Origin of the sequence: Blautia difficilis (assembly GCF_014297245.1) — a bacterium.
In the GTDB taxonomy this organism is placed as follows: Bacteria; Bacillota; Clostridia; order Lachnospirales; family Lachnospiraceae; genus Blautia_A; species Blautia_A difficilis.
This window is the reverse complement of record NZ_JACOQG010000001.1, coordinates 102,248-119,896: the sequence shown is the minus strand read 5'-3', so window position 1 is coordinate 119,896 and position 17,649 is coordinate 102,248. Positions and strand designations below refer to the sequence as shown.

Sequence of the window (17,649 nt, the reverse complement as noted above, 5' to 3'; positions counted from 1 at the left end):
TATTTTCTCAGTCAGGTTTTTTTCTGACTCCTGACCTTTAGCTTAAATATTTCCTGAGGGTTTCTTCAAGCTTCTCCATACTCAGCGGCTTGGTCAGATGTTCATTCATTCCACTGGCTATGGATTTCTTCTGTTCCTCCTCAAAGGCATTGGCTGTCATAGCTACGATAGGTATGGTCCGCGCATCCGGTCTGTTCAGCTTACGGATCTCTCTGGTGGCCTCCAGTCCGTCCATCACAGGCATCATAATATCCATCAGGATCATGTCATAATAACCCACCGGCGAAACTGCCATCTTATCCAGCGCGATCTTTCCGTTTTCTGCAGGATCTACAAGAATTCCATAATCCTCCAATACTGCAGAAATGATCTCCATATTCAGCTCATTGTCCTCCACAGTCAGGATCCTCTTGCCCTTCAGCTCTACAGCAATATTTTCAGATTCCTCCGGCTTCTGCTCTTTCGGCGGCTCTGTCAGAGACAGCCTTAGTGTGAAGCTGAAAATACTTCCCTGTCCCGGTTCACTCTCCAGCATAATATTGCTGCCCATCATATGAATAAGGCGGTTGCTGATCGCCAGTCCCAGACCGGTTCCCTGACGGTAAGCACTGTCCTTTTGTCTTGCCTGCTCGAAGTTCTGGAAAATCCTCTGCTGATCCTCTTTCCTTACACCGATTCCATTATCCTTCACTGCAAAATAAATCTCTGAAGTATGGTCGTCTATGCAGGTCTCTACTGCCTCAAAGCAGATATTTCCGCCCTCAGGCGTATACTTGGAAGCATTTCCCAACAGATTGACCAGCACCTGGCAGAGACGAAGCTCATCTGCCAGGAACCAGGAATTCTTCAGGACAATGTGCTCTGTATATTCCTGCTGTTTTTCCCTGAACCTGGATTCAACCAGATCATGAATACCCAGAAGCTTCTTTTTCAGATTCACTTTGGACGGCTGAAGCTGCATTTTACCGCTTTCAATCTTAGACATATCCAGAATATCATTTACCAGAGCCAGCAGATACTGGGAAGAGTTTCTGATCTTTTCCAGACATTCCACTCTTCTCTCCTCTGTCTGATTCTCCTTAAGGGCAATGGCTGTCATACCCATAATCCCATTCATCGGTGTACGGATCTCATGAGACATCCGGGCCAGGAAGTCTGATTTTGCCTGTGCAGACAGATCGTGCTTCTCCTGATTGATCCTGTTCTGGATAATCGTTACAATCTCACGGATTTCCTTATAATTATTATCCGATTTCAGGATTTCCTCATTTTCTCCCATGAAAAAGAGGGTTCCGGAATACTGTCCATTGTCCGTCATATCTACCCCTATTCCCTTACCCGGGGCAAGGAAGGAAGCAAACATTGGATTCTCTGTAATCTCATTGCTTACAGGCCAGATATCCCTGCCTGCACGCGCCTTCATAAATCTTCTGAAATCCACCTCTGTACACCGGGCCATTTTTTCAGATTTCCGGCTTTCTTCAGAATACTCACCGGACTCTATATGGTCAGCCTCCGGTTTCTTCCGCCATTGATACTCCAGTGTATTTACCATATTTTCCCTGTCATAGGCAGTGATCACCAGATTCTTCAGCGAATATTTGGAGTCCATCTCTGCTGCAAACAGATCCAGTGGAACACTATAATCTGCTCCTCTGTCAAAAAGATTTAGGGTAATAGATATCAGGCTCATCTGCTCCGTGTAAGCTACAGAAATAATTTTACCAAAGTCCCAGTCATCTGAGAGGACTTTGTTCTGCTTCAGCCTGTTTTCCATCTGCTCTGCCAGTTTTTCAGTATCAGTCACTCTGTCGGCCTGTACCGTTTCACTGATCAACACAGGTTTCAAAACATCCCTGTGGATCAACTGACTGAATTCCTGCTCCACCTGACGGATCATAGTCTGGGTAGTCTTCTCATCCAGCTGCGGCATCCAGCCCCCTACTGTCCCTGCGCTTACACGCACCAGAACCGGCTGATCTTTCATGGCTTCACAGGTCTTTCGCAGAATCTCTGCCAGCTGTTTCAGAAGCAGGTCTCCAACGATCAGTCCATACTGCTTATTGATCTGTCGGAAAGGATATATATGAAGTGCAAAAAGGGTGCCCGCCTGCTGGGTGCTGCGCATATTCTGAATTACCTGCATCCCTTCTTTCATATTATAAAAAGAAGTGACCGGGTCCATTTTTTTCCTGCGGATCTCCTCCAGCTCCTGTTCCTTCTGCTGATTGATATTGTGCAGATATCCTGTGATCATAGCTCTGACATCTGTTTCATCAGAGACCACCTTTGCCGACAGGTTAAACCACTGGTAATCCCCTTCTTCATTCTGTTTCAGCCTGAAATCTTCATCTATGGTATCCACAGCATACGCAAAGCGGTCTGTGATCCTTCTCAGGTCCAAAGGATGAACATAAATGCCTGTAAGGATTTCCGGTTGCTGGCTGCGGCTCCAGACGCCATCCCTTCTTTCGCTGTTTATAATTTCAAGCTTATTCTCCCGGATCCTGTAGGTAAAAAAGATATCCTCCGAGCTCTCCACAGCAATCCGGTAACGTTCCTTTTCCTCTCTCAGCTGATCCTCTGTCTTTTTCTGAGCCTCTGTGGCACTCTCCAAAACATCATGAAGTTCATCTATCTCTAGAATCTTAGAGGGTGGAAAGCTCCGGATTCCCTCTGCCCCGTTTCTCACACTGTTCATAAGAGAATGAATCGGTCTCATTACGCGCTTTACCACAAAGATAACCACACAAATCCCAATGGCAGCACAGACAAACAGAACATTTAAAATACCTCTGTACAGCCCTTCTCCCATTCCGAATATGGACTTCTCTGTCACCAGGGCGCACAGCTCCCATTCTGTATTGTCATAGGGGACATTATTGCTGTACAGACTCATGGGACTGGTCAGCGCGTAGATCTTCTGCTTTCCTCTGAGCACATCCTTTACCACATACAGATCTGTTTCCTTTTGCGGTAAAAGTGTAAAGGTTCCTCCCTGTCTGTGCACTGCTTCATGCAGGCTTCCCTGTCCGGTCACGCAGATATACTCTTCCTCTCCTTGTTTATAGGCCAGTATATATCCTGCATCCAGATTCTCATCCAGCTCCCTCACATCCATATATTCTTCCAGCAGATTGAGAGATACCTCAACTCCCAGGATTCCATATACCTCATCTCCATAAACCAGGGGCAGAGAATAGGTTATCATCTTATGGTTGTCCATGGGATTCTCTTCCAGGATAAAAGGCTCTGACCAGTATCCCAGATTCACCATATCTGTATAAGGATGGGCGATAGCCGCTTTATAGGGCTGGTAAAAGAACTCATCTGCTGCCCGCTTTCCCTCTCCTGCCAGGCTAAATCGGGTAGACCAGGCATAATCCAGGGAAATGGATGCCTTGCGGGCCAGATTCTTGTTCCCCCTCTCCAACAGCAAGTCTGTATTGGTAGCAGTTTTTCTCTGAGGATCAGAATCCCTTATAAAGAATCCGTTATAATCTGAGGCTTCTTCCACCGGATCCCCATTGGTCAGAACCAGAAATAATCCGGAGGCTGTATTTCTCTGCGCCACTCTGATCATATGGGGGAAAATTCGCTGCAGATAGGTCTCCTGAAGGCTTTTACTCTCCCTGAATTCTACAATATCTTGCTCCTGCTCTTCCAGAAAATCACCCAGAACGTTGGTCAGATCCTGGCGTTCCTCCCGCACAGAGGACCACTGGTCTGCCATTGCATTCTGAAGCATCAGCTGTCTGTTCCGGAGAATATTGGAATCTGCCTCCAGTATATTTTTCTCCATCTTTGATTTTGCCCCACTGCACACAAGCATGGTAAACAATAAGATTCCCTGAAGCAATACAATTCCACAAAGAGGAATCAAAAAGATTCTCAGCAAAGGCTTTTTCTGCTTTTGGATCTTTTTCATCTTAATCTCCTTTTTCATTTTTCAACACTTGCACTTAATGCTTTGCAAAATTCCTCATACCACTGGTCAAAGGCCTGATCTGTGAGATACTCAGCAGCTGCCTCCTTCCTGGAAATGCCGGAAGCCACTTTTTCATCGATGGCTATTTTATCTGCTGTAGCTTTATCAGACAGATTATGCTCCAGGATCTGACGGGCATCATAGCTGTTTTCAAAACATTCCGAAGTATAAAATTCCGTCTTGTCAAAGCTGTCCATAGTATCCTTCAGACAGTCATAAGCCTTCTGGCTGATGTCAATGGAATTCTCTTTAACCACTTGATCCAGGGCCTTGATGGTATTTGCATCCTTCCGCACAGGCAGATAAGCCGATTCACACACAAATCTCAGATTCTGCTCCTTCTGAGTAAACCATTTCAGGAATATACTGGATGCATATTCATGTTTCTCGTCAGATTTGGACACAGCCATACCCGCGCCCTGCTGTACCTTGTAGTTTTTTCCATCCTTAAGGAGCGGTGCATTCCGGACAATATAATCAATCGTATAGCTTTCCTCATCATCCTCTACCTTATCCGGAAAGTACATGGCAGATGCCGTAGAACCTGTGTAAGCCAGGATATCTCCTGTCTTTACATCATCGGAACGGAATTTACCAAAAGCTGCGAAATATCCCATAACATAGGGTACATAATAATCGTCCCACAGCCGGCGGATGCTCTCCTTGTCTGTATCCACAGTAACCTTGCCGTCCTTCACCTGGAACAGATTTTTTCCCAGCTGCTTCATCCCAATGATAAAATAATTTGCCATAGAATCTCTGCCATAGAAAGCCTTGCCGTCATCAGCCACATCCGGAGTCATGGCATCTGTCCAGTCATAATATTTCTCAGCCACCTCTCTTACCCCCTCCAGGGTAGAAAGCTGATCCAACGTAACCCCTGTAGCACTGGCAAAGGGTTCCCAGTCTGTCTTATTGATCATCATGATCTCTGTTGATTTGGCTACAGGAAAGAGATACAGGGCTTTATCTCCCTCAAAATATCCCTCCTGGATATAGGAATCCACATATTCCGACAGTTCCTCCTCTGTGAAGTACCGGGACAGATCTGCCAGGCCGGATTTTTTCTCAATGGTATAAGCCACATCTGCATAGGAAGAAAAGATGTCAGGCATCTTATCCGCACCTACCAGTCCATCTGCTGCATCTGTGATTGCTTTCTCCAGATCAGGCACGGATCCCTGGCTGTAGCTTTTTACTGAAATTCCTTCATCCTTGCCTACCGTATTATTAAACTCATCTACCAGATTATCAAAAGCTGTCTGCTGCAGGCCATTGTAATAATGCCATACTGTCAGGAAAACAGGATCCTCAGGATCCAGCTTTACTGTTTTTGCAGAACTCTTTTCTGTATGATTGCTGTCAGTAATCCCACAGCCCGTCAGCGCAGAGGCTGCTATGGCTGCGGCCAGCATACTGACCAGAAGTTTCTTTTTCATCTTGTATGTTCTCCTATTATATTATCCTATTGCATTTTTTCCTGTTGTTATTGTATCCTTTTCTGTCATTGGTGTAAATACCAAGACATAAAAATGCCCCGCGGCCGAAGCAACGGAGCATTTCTTATTTTACATGCTTATAATTCCCAGTACATTGGCAATAGAGCTAAGCAGGATAATGATCAGGCAGGCAGGAGCAAAGTATTTCAGGAATACTTTGTACAGCTTCTTTCTGCGGAAGGGAGAGGACTGCTCAATCTCCTTTGTGATTCTGTTAATTCCAACTACCTTCAGTACCAGAATACAGGTTGCAAGTGCTGCCAGAGGCATCATAACAGAGTTTGTGGCAAAATCAAAGAAGTCGAGGAAATTCATTCCAAAGATACGGATGAAATCCAAGAGTCCATATCCCATAGAGGAAGCAGTTCCAAGAACGATCATAACCACCGCCATCAATGCGCAGCTTCCTTTACGTCCCCAGTGAAGCTCATCCATGATTGTGGAAACACTGGTCTCCATCAGAGAAACTGCACTGGTCAGTGCCGCAAGCAGTACCAGTACAAAGAATACAATTCCTGTCACAGTACCCAGCCCCATACTTGCAAATACTTTGGGCAGGGTAATAAACATCAGGGACGGTCCTGCCTGAAGAGTCTCAGGGTTTCCGCCTGAAAAAGCAAACACTGCCGGAATGATCATCAGGCCGGCAAGCATGGCAATACCTGTATCAAAAATCTCAACCTGTGTGGTAGATTCCTCAATATCCATATCCTTTGGAACATAGGAACCATAGGTATATAAGATTCCCATTGCAATGGACAGGGAATAGAACATCTGTCCCATAGCTGCCACTACCGTCATCCAGGAGAAGTTTTTCACATTGGGGATGAGGAAATATTTCACACCCTCCAGTGCACCCGGACGTGTGACAGAATAAATGGTAACTACAACTGCCAGGATTACCAGAACCGGCATCATGATCCTTGACATTCTCTCTATTCCATTTTGTACACCGCCCAGAATAATGGCAAAGACAAATACAGCAAAAACAATAAACCACAGCTCTGCCTGCCAGGAATCTGCGATAAAGCTTCCAAAGTATCCGTCCTCAGATACTTTCTGTACATTTCCTTTGAAATATTCCACCAGATACTTAACTACCCAGCCTCCGATGGTACTGTAATAGGGAACGATCAGCATGGGAATCACTGCATTCAGCCATCCTCCCACCTTAAAGACTTTCTTTTTCCCAAAATGTGCAAAGGCACCTACCGGACTCTTTCTGGTCATTCGTCCCAGAGCTGTCTCTGACATGATCAGCACATAACCAAAGGATGCTGTCAGAAGAATATAGATCAGCAGGAAGATCCCACCGCCATATTTCGCTGCAAGATAGGGAAATCTCCAGATATTCCCCAGTCCTACTGCTGAACCGGCAACTGCCAGTACATAACCGATCCTGCCGGAAAAACTCCCCCTGTGGTGGCTATGCGTAGAATTTTTTTCGTTTTTCATCTTACACCTCGTTAGAAAGGCCTCCCTCCGAATTTCTCCCGGGGGAGGTCTGAATTTTTTCTACTCATATAGTATCAAAAGGGAGCAGGAATGTCAAAGACTATTGCCTATATATCCCTCTGCACAGATCCGCTCTGCGATCTGCGGTAAAGCGGACATTCGCAATCCGCTTCGCTACTTGCTCATGAACGCAGTCGCTTCGCGATATGTCAGTGGGAGCTTTCAACTCCCACTGACATAAGCATCCCCCTCACTCACCGCTTAGTGCTCCGCGCACTTGAAGCGGGGGAATGCTTATCTGCGTTCAACTTATTCAAACTCTACAGTTCCGGTTGGCTTTGGTGTAAAGTCATAAAGTACACGGTTGATTCCGGCAACTTCATGAGTGATACGGTCCGTAATGTGAACCATCAGTTCATGTGGGATCTCAGCAACAGTTGCTGTCATAACATCTGTTGTACATACTGCACGAACGATGCAGCACCACTCAAAAGCACGCTTGCCATCTTTGATTCCGGTAGATCTGAAATCCGGAACAACGGTGAAATACTGCCAGATCTTTCCTTCCAGACCGTTCTTCTCAAACTCTTCACGAAGAATCGCATCAGACTCGCGCACTGCTTCCAGACGATCACGTGTGATCGCTCCCGGACAGCGAACACCAAGTCCCGGTCCCGGGAATGGCTGACGGTAAACCATACCATGAGGCAGACCAAGCTCATCACCTACAACACGAACCTCATCCTTGAAAAGAATTCTGACCGGCTCTACCAGTTCAAAATTCATATCCTCAGGAAGTCCACCTGCATTGTGATGTGCTTTGATACCTTCTTCTGATTCAAGAATATCCGGCCAGATGGTACCCTGTGCCAGGAATTCAATTCCGTCAAGCTTTCTGGCTTCTTCGGCAAATACTTCAATAAATTCTCCACCGATAATTTTTCTCTTTGTCTCAGGATCCTCAACTCCTGCAAGCTTGTCCAGGAAACGATCTGTTGCATCCACATAAACAAGATTTGCATTCATCTGATTGCGGAATACTTCAACCACCTGCTCTGGCTCGCCCTTACGAAGCAGACCATGATTTACATGGACACATACTAATTGCTGTCCAATCGCTTTGATCAAAAGAGCTGCAACAACAGATGAATCCACTCCACCGGAGAGAGCAAGAAGAACTTTCTTATCCCCTACCTGTTCTCTGATCAGCGCAACCTGCTCTTCAATAAAAGCCTGCGCAAGTTCTGGTGTTGTAATTCTTTCCATGTCAGCCGGACGTCTGATTTCAGTAACGTTCATTGGAAACTCCTCCTCATCCATTTAATCGTATAGATGGATTAACTTTACCATAAAATCAACAAAAAATAAAGTCCATGATACAATTTTAGCTTTCTTTGGCCTTCTTAATGACAGCTGTGACTTCCACACCCATGCTCACCACATGTATGTCCTTCCCCGTGGCTGTGCTCGTGATGGGAACACTTCACATCCGGATTATAATCCAATGTTTTATTAATAAAAGCTTCCACCGCTTTATCCGCATCTCCGGAAACTCCTCCAAACAGCTTAATGCCTGCTGCCGCTAACGCTGTCTGCGCGCCGCCTCCGATTCCGCCACAGATCAAAACATCTGCATTTAATGCATTAAGAACTCCCGCCAATGCACCATGTCCGCTTCCATTGGTATCTACTACCTCTGAATGTACCACTTTCCCCTCTTCTACATCATAAATCTTAAATGTTTCTGTGTGTCCAAAGTGCTGGAAAATCTGTCCGTTTTCATATGTTACTGCTATTCTCATAATACCTTCTCCTTTTTCCACTGCATATTTTTGATAAATCTCCTGTTTGTAACACCCTCCAAAACTGCAGTTACTGCTCTGACCATCACAGATTCTGAAATCCCCACCCTCAATTCTAAGGGGATGTCCATCAATAAGTGCATCTGCTATTTTCTTCCTGGCGATCTCATAAATTCGTTGAACTGTTGTTCTTGCGATCTGCATAGATACTGCACACTGCTCCTGACTGTAACCTTTCTTGTCCAAAAGACGAATTGTCTCATACTCATCTACCGTCAGAACAATGGGTGCTTTTTTCTCCGTATCATCTGCCGGAAGGAATTCTAAAACATTGGGAAAATGGCAGACTTTTCTGCATTTTACTGGTCTTGGCATAGACTGCTCCTTTCTTGCTTTTCTTATATAAGAATAGCCCTATAAAAGGCATATGTCAATAACTTTTTTTGACATATGCCTTTTTAATTTGAAACATATTATCAAATTTATTACTTACAAAATTCATATGCTACATAATACACATAATCATTTTTTGAAAGAAAATCTGTTTGGTTATTTATAAAATCGTCTAAAGTTGGAACACTCATTTCGTCATTATCATAAACAAAGGCAATAAGTGGCTGTTGCTTATTGTATCTAATGTCTACGACATTTTTTATTTCAGTTGCTGCTCTGCCATAGTATTCTCTATCTTCTACATTTTCTAAAATAGGAATTTCAGTTGACAACTTACTACCATCTCCAGAAATAATTAATTTAATTACATAATTATCGAAATCAGGCACCATTACGATTTCGCCACTTTTGGGCGAACCAATATCTTCAAATCCCATTTCAACTTTGTCCTGATCACTCAATTTTCCTGATTCGTATCGATAAATATGTAATCTGAGTTTTTTATATTCATCCGTTGTGATAAACTTGTAGACGAATACTCCATCTGGTCCAGCAAGCAGTTCTACCGTCTGCATTTCTATGCTATCCTTTGCAACAGGAGAAATATAATTCTGTGGTTTTTTCAGACGGTATATGGTAAATCCGATTACTGATGCCGCACAGATAGATATGACTAATAATATACATTTCATAACCTTTAGACATTTCTGTTTATCTATATTATCTCTGATTACTTCAACAATATTTGTTTCTGACTTGTGAATCATGTTCTCTTGGGCTATATCTTCTCCCGCAAGAAACTCATTGAGGCTAATACCAAGAATTGAACAAAGTTCTTTATAAACAGATACATCCGGTAGGCAAACTCCTCGCTCCCATTTAGAAACAGACTTATCACTCATACCTAATTTTTCTGCCAGTTGCTTTTGTGTCATACCCAATGACTTTCGCTTACCTGCAATATATTTTCCAATTTTGATAAGATCCATCCATCTACCTCCCCTTTTTTATATTAATCGTACTCTATTTTAGAGGAAAATCATACCCCTCGAAGGTAGAATATGCTTTTTAAGCCAGTCCCTTCGCACACCCACTTTGCATTCTTTAGCAAACTCACTTGTAAAAACTTCCCTTTCCGGCTCTTCCAGGATACTGCACTATTTTTACTTTTTTCTTTCTGCCTTTTTCTCTCAGTTCCGGAATAATCATCTCAGCGTCTTTTCAGATATACTTTTGATAAGATTCTTTTGTAACTTTTCTCTCAGAGCGGCTTGAAACAGCTTATTTACCGCATTTCCCCGGGTATGGAGTTCTTTAAAGTTTCTTTATATCCATAGGCTGTGCTGAACGGTGTTATCATATTCTTTCAGTTCCTTTCTTTGATTTCAAATTGTTTCTGCTACTTCTAGCATACACAAAAAGCTTCTTTTATGCCATTCTATTGCGATAAGATCTGATCTTTCGTAACGGTTATGTCCTTGTAATTGTTTTTTGTTTTCCCTTTTTTCTTATTTTCCAGAATCTTGTAATATACGTCGATTGCATCTTGATATATCTTCCCCGTATTGCTTTTCAGCCACTTTTCTGACTGAAAATCAAATATCCTGCTCATCTAATAACCGTCTGTCCGCTTCTGTCTCCAACCATTTCCGAAGATTTCCCGCAATTCTTGGTGTAAACAGTTCCGCATATTTCAATCCTTCATTTGTAATGTGGAGAACCGGATATTGCCCGGTGGTCTTAATGATATAATGACGTCCAATCAACCAGTAGATCATTCTTGTAACTTCTTCTCCCGTCAAATATGATAATGCATTATATTCTTTTACTTTGTCCAATCCGTTCTTTTTTATTTTTTCCGCATTTGATCCACGCAAAACTCCAGTCAGTATCGACACACCAAAATATTTCTTTTCACTTATATGAACCAATGCATTCATGATCGTTTCAATAATTTCAAACAAGCTGTGACCTTTATATTTCGGATACTTCTTGCGGCTATTTTCAGAATCGGCATTTTTATCCAGAATTTTCTGTTCCCAATTATCATTTTTATGTTGTTCATTATGGCTTACATATTCAATTGTTTTTTGCTGTGGTTTCGCATTTTCTTTCTTTATTTCCTTTTTTGGTAACCAGTCCAGTTCGGTAACATCATAGCCCATAAGCTTGTAATATTCTTTTGCAGATAATGTTTTATTACAACCCTTTCCATTATTCTGATAATTCGTGCACCCCAGAAAATACTGTCTGTTCTCGCTGAATTTTACAATCAAATATCCGTCCTGACAGTCGGGACATTTCATAATTCCCAGCTTTTTACCCATAATATGATTTGTCATAAAACTACATTCTTCAGGTTCATTTGTACAAATATACAGGCGCAGTCCATACGCCGGTTTGTATCTGAGCTGCATGGGAAATCCACATACCGGACATCTTTTTCGATCCAAAACAATCGGCTCTTCTGACCAGTTCCCGCAAAGTGAAACATTTTTATATTCTTTCTTAATTTCAAGAAGAAACTCTGATGGATTTTGCTCCGGAGCTATAAAGTAAACTCTGTTTTTTGTTCGAGTCATCGCCACATAAAAAAGGCGTCTTTCTTCCGCATACTGCATGCTCCTGTCCTCTTTTACAACCAGTGACAAAACAGGATCATCTTCAATCTTTGATGGGAATCCATAAGTTTCATTACGTCCATTAATTACAATTACCTCATCATACCCCAATCCCTTGGACGCATGCGCCGTCATAAAGGTAATATTCATCTGCGGATGTTTTACTGACTTAACTTTCGATCCCCGATTAATATATTCAAACATACCGGTTCTGGTCAGACGCTGTCCGTCAAACCCAAACCTTCCCAGCAACAGTACTTTTAAACTGTACGGATCTTTTCCATCTTTTTTTGCATAATTTATAATCTGTTCCAGCGATGTCTGCACTGCATAAGCAATTGCATAATCTGCCCCACTTCTTCTATTCGCATTCGGAGATTTCATTGTACTGTCATATGTATAAATAAGCACAGGATTTTCAATATGCTTTGGTGAAATGAGGGATTTACGTATCTGTGAAGTATTTTTCTGAATAAAATTCCCCGCTATATCAATGACTTCCTGCGAATTTCGATATGTATGAACAATTTTCATGAGTCTGGCATATCCCATCTTTTCTTCAAATTTTGTAAAAAGAGTGATATCCGAACCACTGAATGCGTAAATAGATTGCCAGTCATCACCAACCGCCATAACCTTCGCTGATGTCACTTCCGAAAAAGCTTTAATCAGATCAAATCTCTGCCGCGAAATATCCTGATATTCATCAACAATCAGATATTTAAAGTCCAGTTTCTGCTTCATTTCCTTTACATTATTTAAAACACGGGCAGACTCATTGATCATGTCCTCAAAATCCACTGCATGATTTTCAATCAGCCACTTTTTGTATTCCAGATAACATGCCTGGCTGATCTCCAGAAATAATTTTGTTCTTACATTATCTGTTTTCTGATTCAATACTGCAAAATCATTTTCATCATATCCATTTACTTTGAAATTTCGAATAAAATTTGATACCAGTATAATCAATCTCTTAATGTATCTGTTTTCTTCCGAAGATACTAATTTTTTCGCCACTTCCTCATCAGAACGGCGTTTCAGTTCAATTCCATGCTGAAGCAGTTTCTCTTCCAGATGTGCAGAAATGCTTCGTCCATCTTTATAAGAAGAAAATGTATAAATAAGTGTTGTTCCATGTTTTTTATGAAAAAGGATTTTATCATTTACTGCCTTTTTGTACATTTCCAACTGTTCTTCAGTATAAAGCGAATTGTGACCATCTTCTGTAATTCCAAAATGTTCAATATATATCTCCTGCTCATTCTGACGGATAATAAAATCGGGAGTGTACGGTTTACGGGACAGCATAATATTATATTTATATACAGGTTCGTATTCGTAATCAATATTATTAAGATAGAAAAAATTAGCAATTTCTACTTCCTGATAAGAACGTACTACTTCATTCTGAATTGTTACTTTATTTCGTGTTTTACGATCTATTACTTCTGTCCGAAAATCTTCAAGTTCACTTCGCATAGTCGCATAATTTGCATGTGCCACATGATTAAAAAAATCATTAATATCATCACCTTCATAAGGCGCATCAAAATATGACGCAAAGAACAATACCAGTTTCTTCACCATAACCGGATCACGCAAAATTTTATCTTTCAGGTATCTCTGTATGCAAAAAAACAATTTATTAGAATCTACAATATTAAGATTCTGCGGATCATTCTTATGAAGTATCGCATTTCCTGCTGAATGAAATGTTGCAATCGGACAGGGAATATTTAAGTCTTTATTAATTCGTTCCCGCAACTCATTCACGGCTTTATTTGTAAAAGAAATTATTAAAATCTGTGACGGATCAATATGTTGTTTCTCCACCAGATATTTAACCTTTGCCGCAACAGTTGTTGTTTTTCCCGCACCTGCCCCGGCAACGACCAACCCATAATCCTCATCAGAGAGAATTACCTCTCTCTGATTTTCATCCAGACAAATATCAGGATCTATGTCTTTCAAAATGTTATCCAGATACTCTTTTTCTTCTTGTTTCTTTCTTGAAAGATAATTCTCATTTATATTATCCACAAAAGATATAATGTTTTCATAATTTGTGCACAGCTCCTGCACATTCTCCGGAGACAGCCCATTTTTACTGCAAAAATCCTCCAGCATATCCTCCCCGTCCATCTTCCGCATAAAGGAAACCGTTTCTGCATATCCACCGACCTGCTCATAATATTCACTTCTCGCAATATAGTGGTCACTTTCCTGCAACTTGCACAGAAATCCCTCTAATTCTTTAAGGCTCTGAGCTTCTTTTGATTTTAATACGGGTGTATTCGCAGTAGTTTCCGTCTCTTTTTTCTTTTTGAATATCGCATCCAAAAATTTCATAGCTGGTCTCCTGATTTTTATCTTCCTTATTTTTTGTGCATTTAAACATTAATAAACTGTTATTATCTTGCTACAATTAAAAGTACTTTCTATAAGCCTTCCATATAATCATTCGGTATCTTCATTGTTCTTTTTCCCACAATCTATAACTTCCCAATATCCATTTTTAGGAGAACCATGCCGGATAAGAATACCAAGTTCTTTTAATTTCTTAATATTTTTTTCTATGCTCCGGCTTCCCATACCTAATTGTTCTGCTATTTTTGCTGCCGATAGCTGCCTATCATAGAGAAGAAGATTCACAATTTTCTTCTGTGTATCTGACAATTCATAACCTCTAATTATATCCGAACCTTCTCCGACTCTTCTCCGAACTTTCTCCGAACTTTCTCCGGCTTCTTTTTCCGACTCTGTCATAGAATTATTTCTAAATAATTCTACCCGAAACATATTATCGAATTCTTGAAATTTTGGTTCTGGAAGTCCATATTCCTTCGCAGCATTAAGAATTCTTTTTATCCCACTACCCCATGCTTCTACCAGTCCCATCTGGCTAAAAATATTGGCAATTGCTCTATTTCGGATTTTAGAATGACCATTCATGACTTCCTCGTATGTCAGTCCATTGTACAGTCCCCCCGGAGAAGTCACCTCCAGTCGATTATCATATATTGCAACTTGAATGCAAGATTCGTCCAATAAATTTCGATGACAATGTGCATTGATAATCATTTCTCTGATTGCTTCTGGCGGAAGTTCATATTTTTCCTTTCTCACCAAGCCATCAATTGTTGCTCCAAGTCTTATGTTTCTCAAAACAAAATCTACTGCTGATTCAATCTGTGTATAGATTGGTCCTATAAATTCTCTCTTATCCAGAAATACTGCCCTATCTGTTCCTTTAAAGACTGCACATTGGGTTTTAGAAAATGGAAAATAGTCAGAAGTTAATAATGCATAGGCATTCGTTGCCAATAGCTGCCCCTCGCTTTGTTTCAGAATTTTCCAGTTAATAAGCTGCTCTTTCTTCACTGAACGTTCTGCCATTCCAGCTTTTTCCCGAAAGTTTTCAATGTCACTACAAAGCTTTTCTGTTGCCTCTTTTGAAACAGGATAGCCTACACAAGTAAGTTCATCCCAAGAAATTCTGGCACCCTCCATTTCAAGTTCTCTAATCTTTTCTGGAAATGCCTGTCTGGATGTACCTGCCACACGAATATAGGTACCATTCTCTTTTCCTTTTGATTTCAGATAATATGGGCGATTCTTTCCAGCTTCTACGGACACAATAATAACCGTTTTTCCATCTATTGTCTGTGGTTCAATATCCGGAATAATCTGCGGCATACAAGAGTCTGAAATAGCATTGGCAATTCCATCCATCAACTGAAATAATATTTCGTTTGCCACACCCACAATCTCGTGTGTTTTATCATCTATACCTACAATCAGCTTTCCGCCCTGAGTATTGGCAAAAGCTACGATTGTTTTCATGTACTTTTCACTTTTATCTGGTAAAGTGATTTTGTATTCAATATTTTTTGATTCTCCAGAAAACAATGTGTCTCTTGCCATTTTTCATACCCCATTTTTCATTATTTCTCGCACCACTGGTGCGATATTTTATTTTGCTAATTATATTGTACCCTATCATAAACATTAATCAAACATTTTTATTGACAACATTTATAATATTAGAATTCAGCAAATAAGAATAAGTGAAACAATAGCAGGCAACCTTATCGACTACCTGCTACGTAAAATATCTTATGCAAATTAGAAATTATTCAAACTCTACTCCGTTCTCTGTAACATGGTGTAAAATTGGTTTGGTACAGACGTCAGATTTACTACTATTTTCAATTTTTTCCTATCCTGCATCTCGTTTCAGAACTTTTTAGAACCAATCCAGAACCACGGTACTATTATAGAACCAGAAGTTTTTAATCTTTCAGTCTGCTTAACAGCATCTGATAATGTCGCTGTCCGATGTGCCGTCCGGCACGTTGCAGACCATCCACGCATTCCCTGGCCTCATCTGAAGTCAATTCGTGTTCCTCATAGGCAGCCATAAGAATCCCTATCGTCCCCATGATTCTAAGCCCCATCTGTGCTGATACGTTTCTTCCCTTTGCTTCATCCATCAATAACAGATCTGCTTTTAATTCATCTGTCAGAACAATCGCTTCACTCTCGCCCTGGTCAAGACCTGTGGCTCTTTTTAATATACTGGCGGATTCTGGATTATTTACAGGCTTCACTATGATAAATTTCGTCTGTTTAATCCGATTCGCTTCAAGCTGAAAACGTTAATCGGCTGTCAGTTCATCAAATACTGCCTGCAGAATCAGAACATCTCCAAACAATTTTTCCAGCAAATCTATACGATTGATTTTAAGAAGTGATATCAGCGGTGTTGTATCTGATACGACGATCATACCGCAGCCTCCTTCTTTTTAAGCTCTCTGAAAGTATTCAGTTCATCATCCAGATCATACATCGTCATATCAAAATAGGAATATCCCAGCTTATCATACAGATCAATCAACTCAGATTTTCTGATGCCAAGAATTTCAGCCGCACGACCATGAGATATCGTCTGATTCAGTATATATGGATACAGCAACAGTGCATTTCGGGTAAGCTCTGTTTCCGGATTCATAGTTACCAGATATTTTGACATTCCTACCGGAACTTTGATAGTTACAGATTCTGTTGTTACCATAATATCACGTCCTTTCTGTTAGAAATCCATATTCGTTTTCTTTCCTATATTATATCCATTATTTGGATTTTCTACAACTGATTTTTTATCTGCTCCACTGTGCCATTTTTACTAGCAATATCTTCCCTGATTGCCTCGCAATACTCCTGAATCTCCTTCTGTTCTTTCCAATGCCTGTTATCGGAATCTGGCTTCTTATCAAATAAATAAGCAGCTCCATTCAGAATATCCACCATTGTAATCATAAACGCCATATAATCTTCTTTAAGCTCCTTGTAACTTTCCCCAGATATGGAAAAATCACCGGACAGAATCTGCTCAGTGATCTCTTTCATAACAATCTGTGTTTCTCGTAATTCTTCTACAAGGTACTGTACACGTTGCTTTGTTCCTACTACAACAATATTGGAATAGATACAGCTTCTTGCAATAAAATCTTTCTTATACAACCCACTGGCTTTTACTCGTTCTTCAATCATTGACCTTTCCCATTGCGTAGGACGAAACGCTATTGTTGGATTGCTGTGTTGCCTTGGCATATTTTTCGGCTCCTTCCATTAATTTTCATCCGCTTCCACTAACTTCTCCAACTGATCTGCCAGCTTTCGTGACTGGTCTGGATACAAATGAGAATATGTAGATAACGTTGTCTGAATCTTTTCATGTCCTAGTCTGTCCGCTACCAGATTAGGCTGTACTCCAAGTTTAGAAATCAGCAAGCTGGCGTGAGAGTGTCGCAGATCATGTAAGCTGTGTAGCAGCTGCCCTTATAAAAATGAATTCTATGAGACACTTTCAAATATAGGTAAGCTGA

12 protein-coding genes and 1 pseudogene are annotated in these 17,649 nt (G+C 41.1%); all 13 read right to left on the bottom strand.

Annotated elements, in window-relative coordinates:
* Window positions 1-37: 37 nt before the first annotated feature.
* Window positions 38-3,928, bottom strand: coding sequence for an ATP-binding protein (locus H8Z82_RS00515; protein ID WP_186993927.1), 3,891 nt, complete (start codon window positions 3,926-3,928; stop codon window positions 38-40).
* 14 nt (window positions 3,929-3,942) lie between these two features.
* On the bottom strand, window positions 3,943-5,427 hold the full coding sequence (locus H8Z82_RS00510) for an extracellular solute-binding protein (protein ID WP_186993926.1): 1,485 nt from the start codon (window positions 5,425-5,427) through the stop codon (window positions 3,943-3,945).
* Window positions 5,428-5,556: 129 nt separating this feature from the next.
* On the bottom strand, window positions 5,557-6,942 hold the full coding sequence (locus tag H8Z82_RS00505) for a sodium-dependent transporter (protein ID WP_186993925.1): 1,386 nt from the start codon (window positions 6,940-6,942) through the stop codon (window positions 5,557-5,559).
* Between the two features lie 309 nt (window positions 6,943-7,251).
* Window positions 7,252-8,208, bottom strand: a complete 957-nt coding sequence (guaA, locus tag H8Z82_RS00500) for a glutamine-hydrolyzing GMP synthase (RefSeq protein ID WP_334298244.1) — start codon at window positions 8,206-8,208, stop codon at window positions 7,252-7,254.
* Between the two features lie 137 nt (window positions 8,209-8,345).
* Window positions 8,346-9,119, bottom strand: coding sequence for a NifB/NifX family molybdenum-iron cluster-binding protein (locus tag H8Z82_RS00495; RefSeq protein ID WP_019163193.1), 774 nt, complete (start codon window positions 9,117-9,119; stop codon window positions 8,346-8,348).
* Between the two features lie 110 nt (window positions 9,120-9,229).
* The gene (locus H8Z82_RS00490; protein WP_186993924.1) at window positions 9,230-10,126 is read right to left on the bottom strand and encodes a helix-turn-helix domain-containing protein; all 897 of its coding nucleotides are present in this window, start codon (window positions 10,124-10,126) and stop codon (window positions 9,230-9,232) included.
* Between the two features lie 606 nt (window positions 10,127-10,732).
* Window positions 10,733-14,110 (bottom strand): UvrD-helicase domain-containing protein, encoded by a 3,378-nt coding sequence (locus tag H8Z82_RS00485; protein ID WP_186993923.1) that lies wholly within the window; start codon window positions 14,108-14,110, stop codon window positions 10,733-10,735.
* Between the two features lie 108 nt (window positions 14,111-14,218).
* Complete coding sequence (locus tag H8Z82_RS00480) at window positions 14,219-15,685, bottom strand: ATP-binding protein (protein ID WP_186993922.1); 1,467 nt, start codon at window positions 15,683-15,685, stop codon at window positions 14,219-14,221.
* 368 nt (window positions 15,686-16,053) lie between these two features.
* A complete protein-coding gene (locus H8Z82_RS17645) occupies window positions 16,054-16,371 on the bottom strand; it encodes a DUF3368 domain-containing protein (protein WP_330607785.1) in 318 nt (105 codons plus the stop codon).
* Between the two features lie 48 nt (window positions 16,372-16,419).
* Window positions 16,420-16,548: a hypothetical protein gene (locus tag H8Z82_RS17525; RefSeq protein WP_279289706.1), complete on the bottom strand. Its 129-nt coding sequence runs from the start codon at window positions 16,546-16,548 to the stop codon at window positions 16,420-16,422.
* Entirely contained in the window at window positions 16,545-16,835 is a 291-nt protein-coding gene (locus H8Z82_RS00470) for a hypothetical protein (protein ID WP_186993921.1), read from the bottom strand. Before H8Z82_RS00470 ends, H8Z82_RS17525 begins: the two co-directional genes overlap by 4 nt.
* Before the next feature lie 71 nt (window positions 16,836-16,906).
* Entirely contained in the window at window positions 16,907-17,374 is a 468-nt protein-coding gene (locus H8Z82_RS00465; RefSeq protein ID WP_408609992.1) for a plasmid mobilization protein, read from the bottom strand.
* 18 nt (window positions 17,375-17,392) lie between these two features.
* Window positions 17,393-17,584: pseudogene (locus H8Z82_RS00460) on the bottom strand (tyrosine-type recombinase/integrase); the annotation flags it as partial.
* Window positions 17,585-17,649 lie beyond the last annotated feature (65 nt).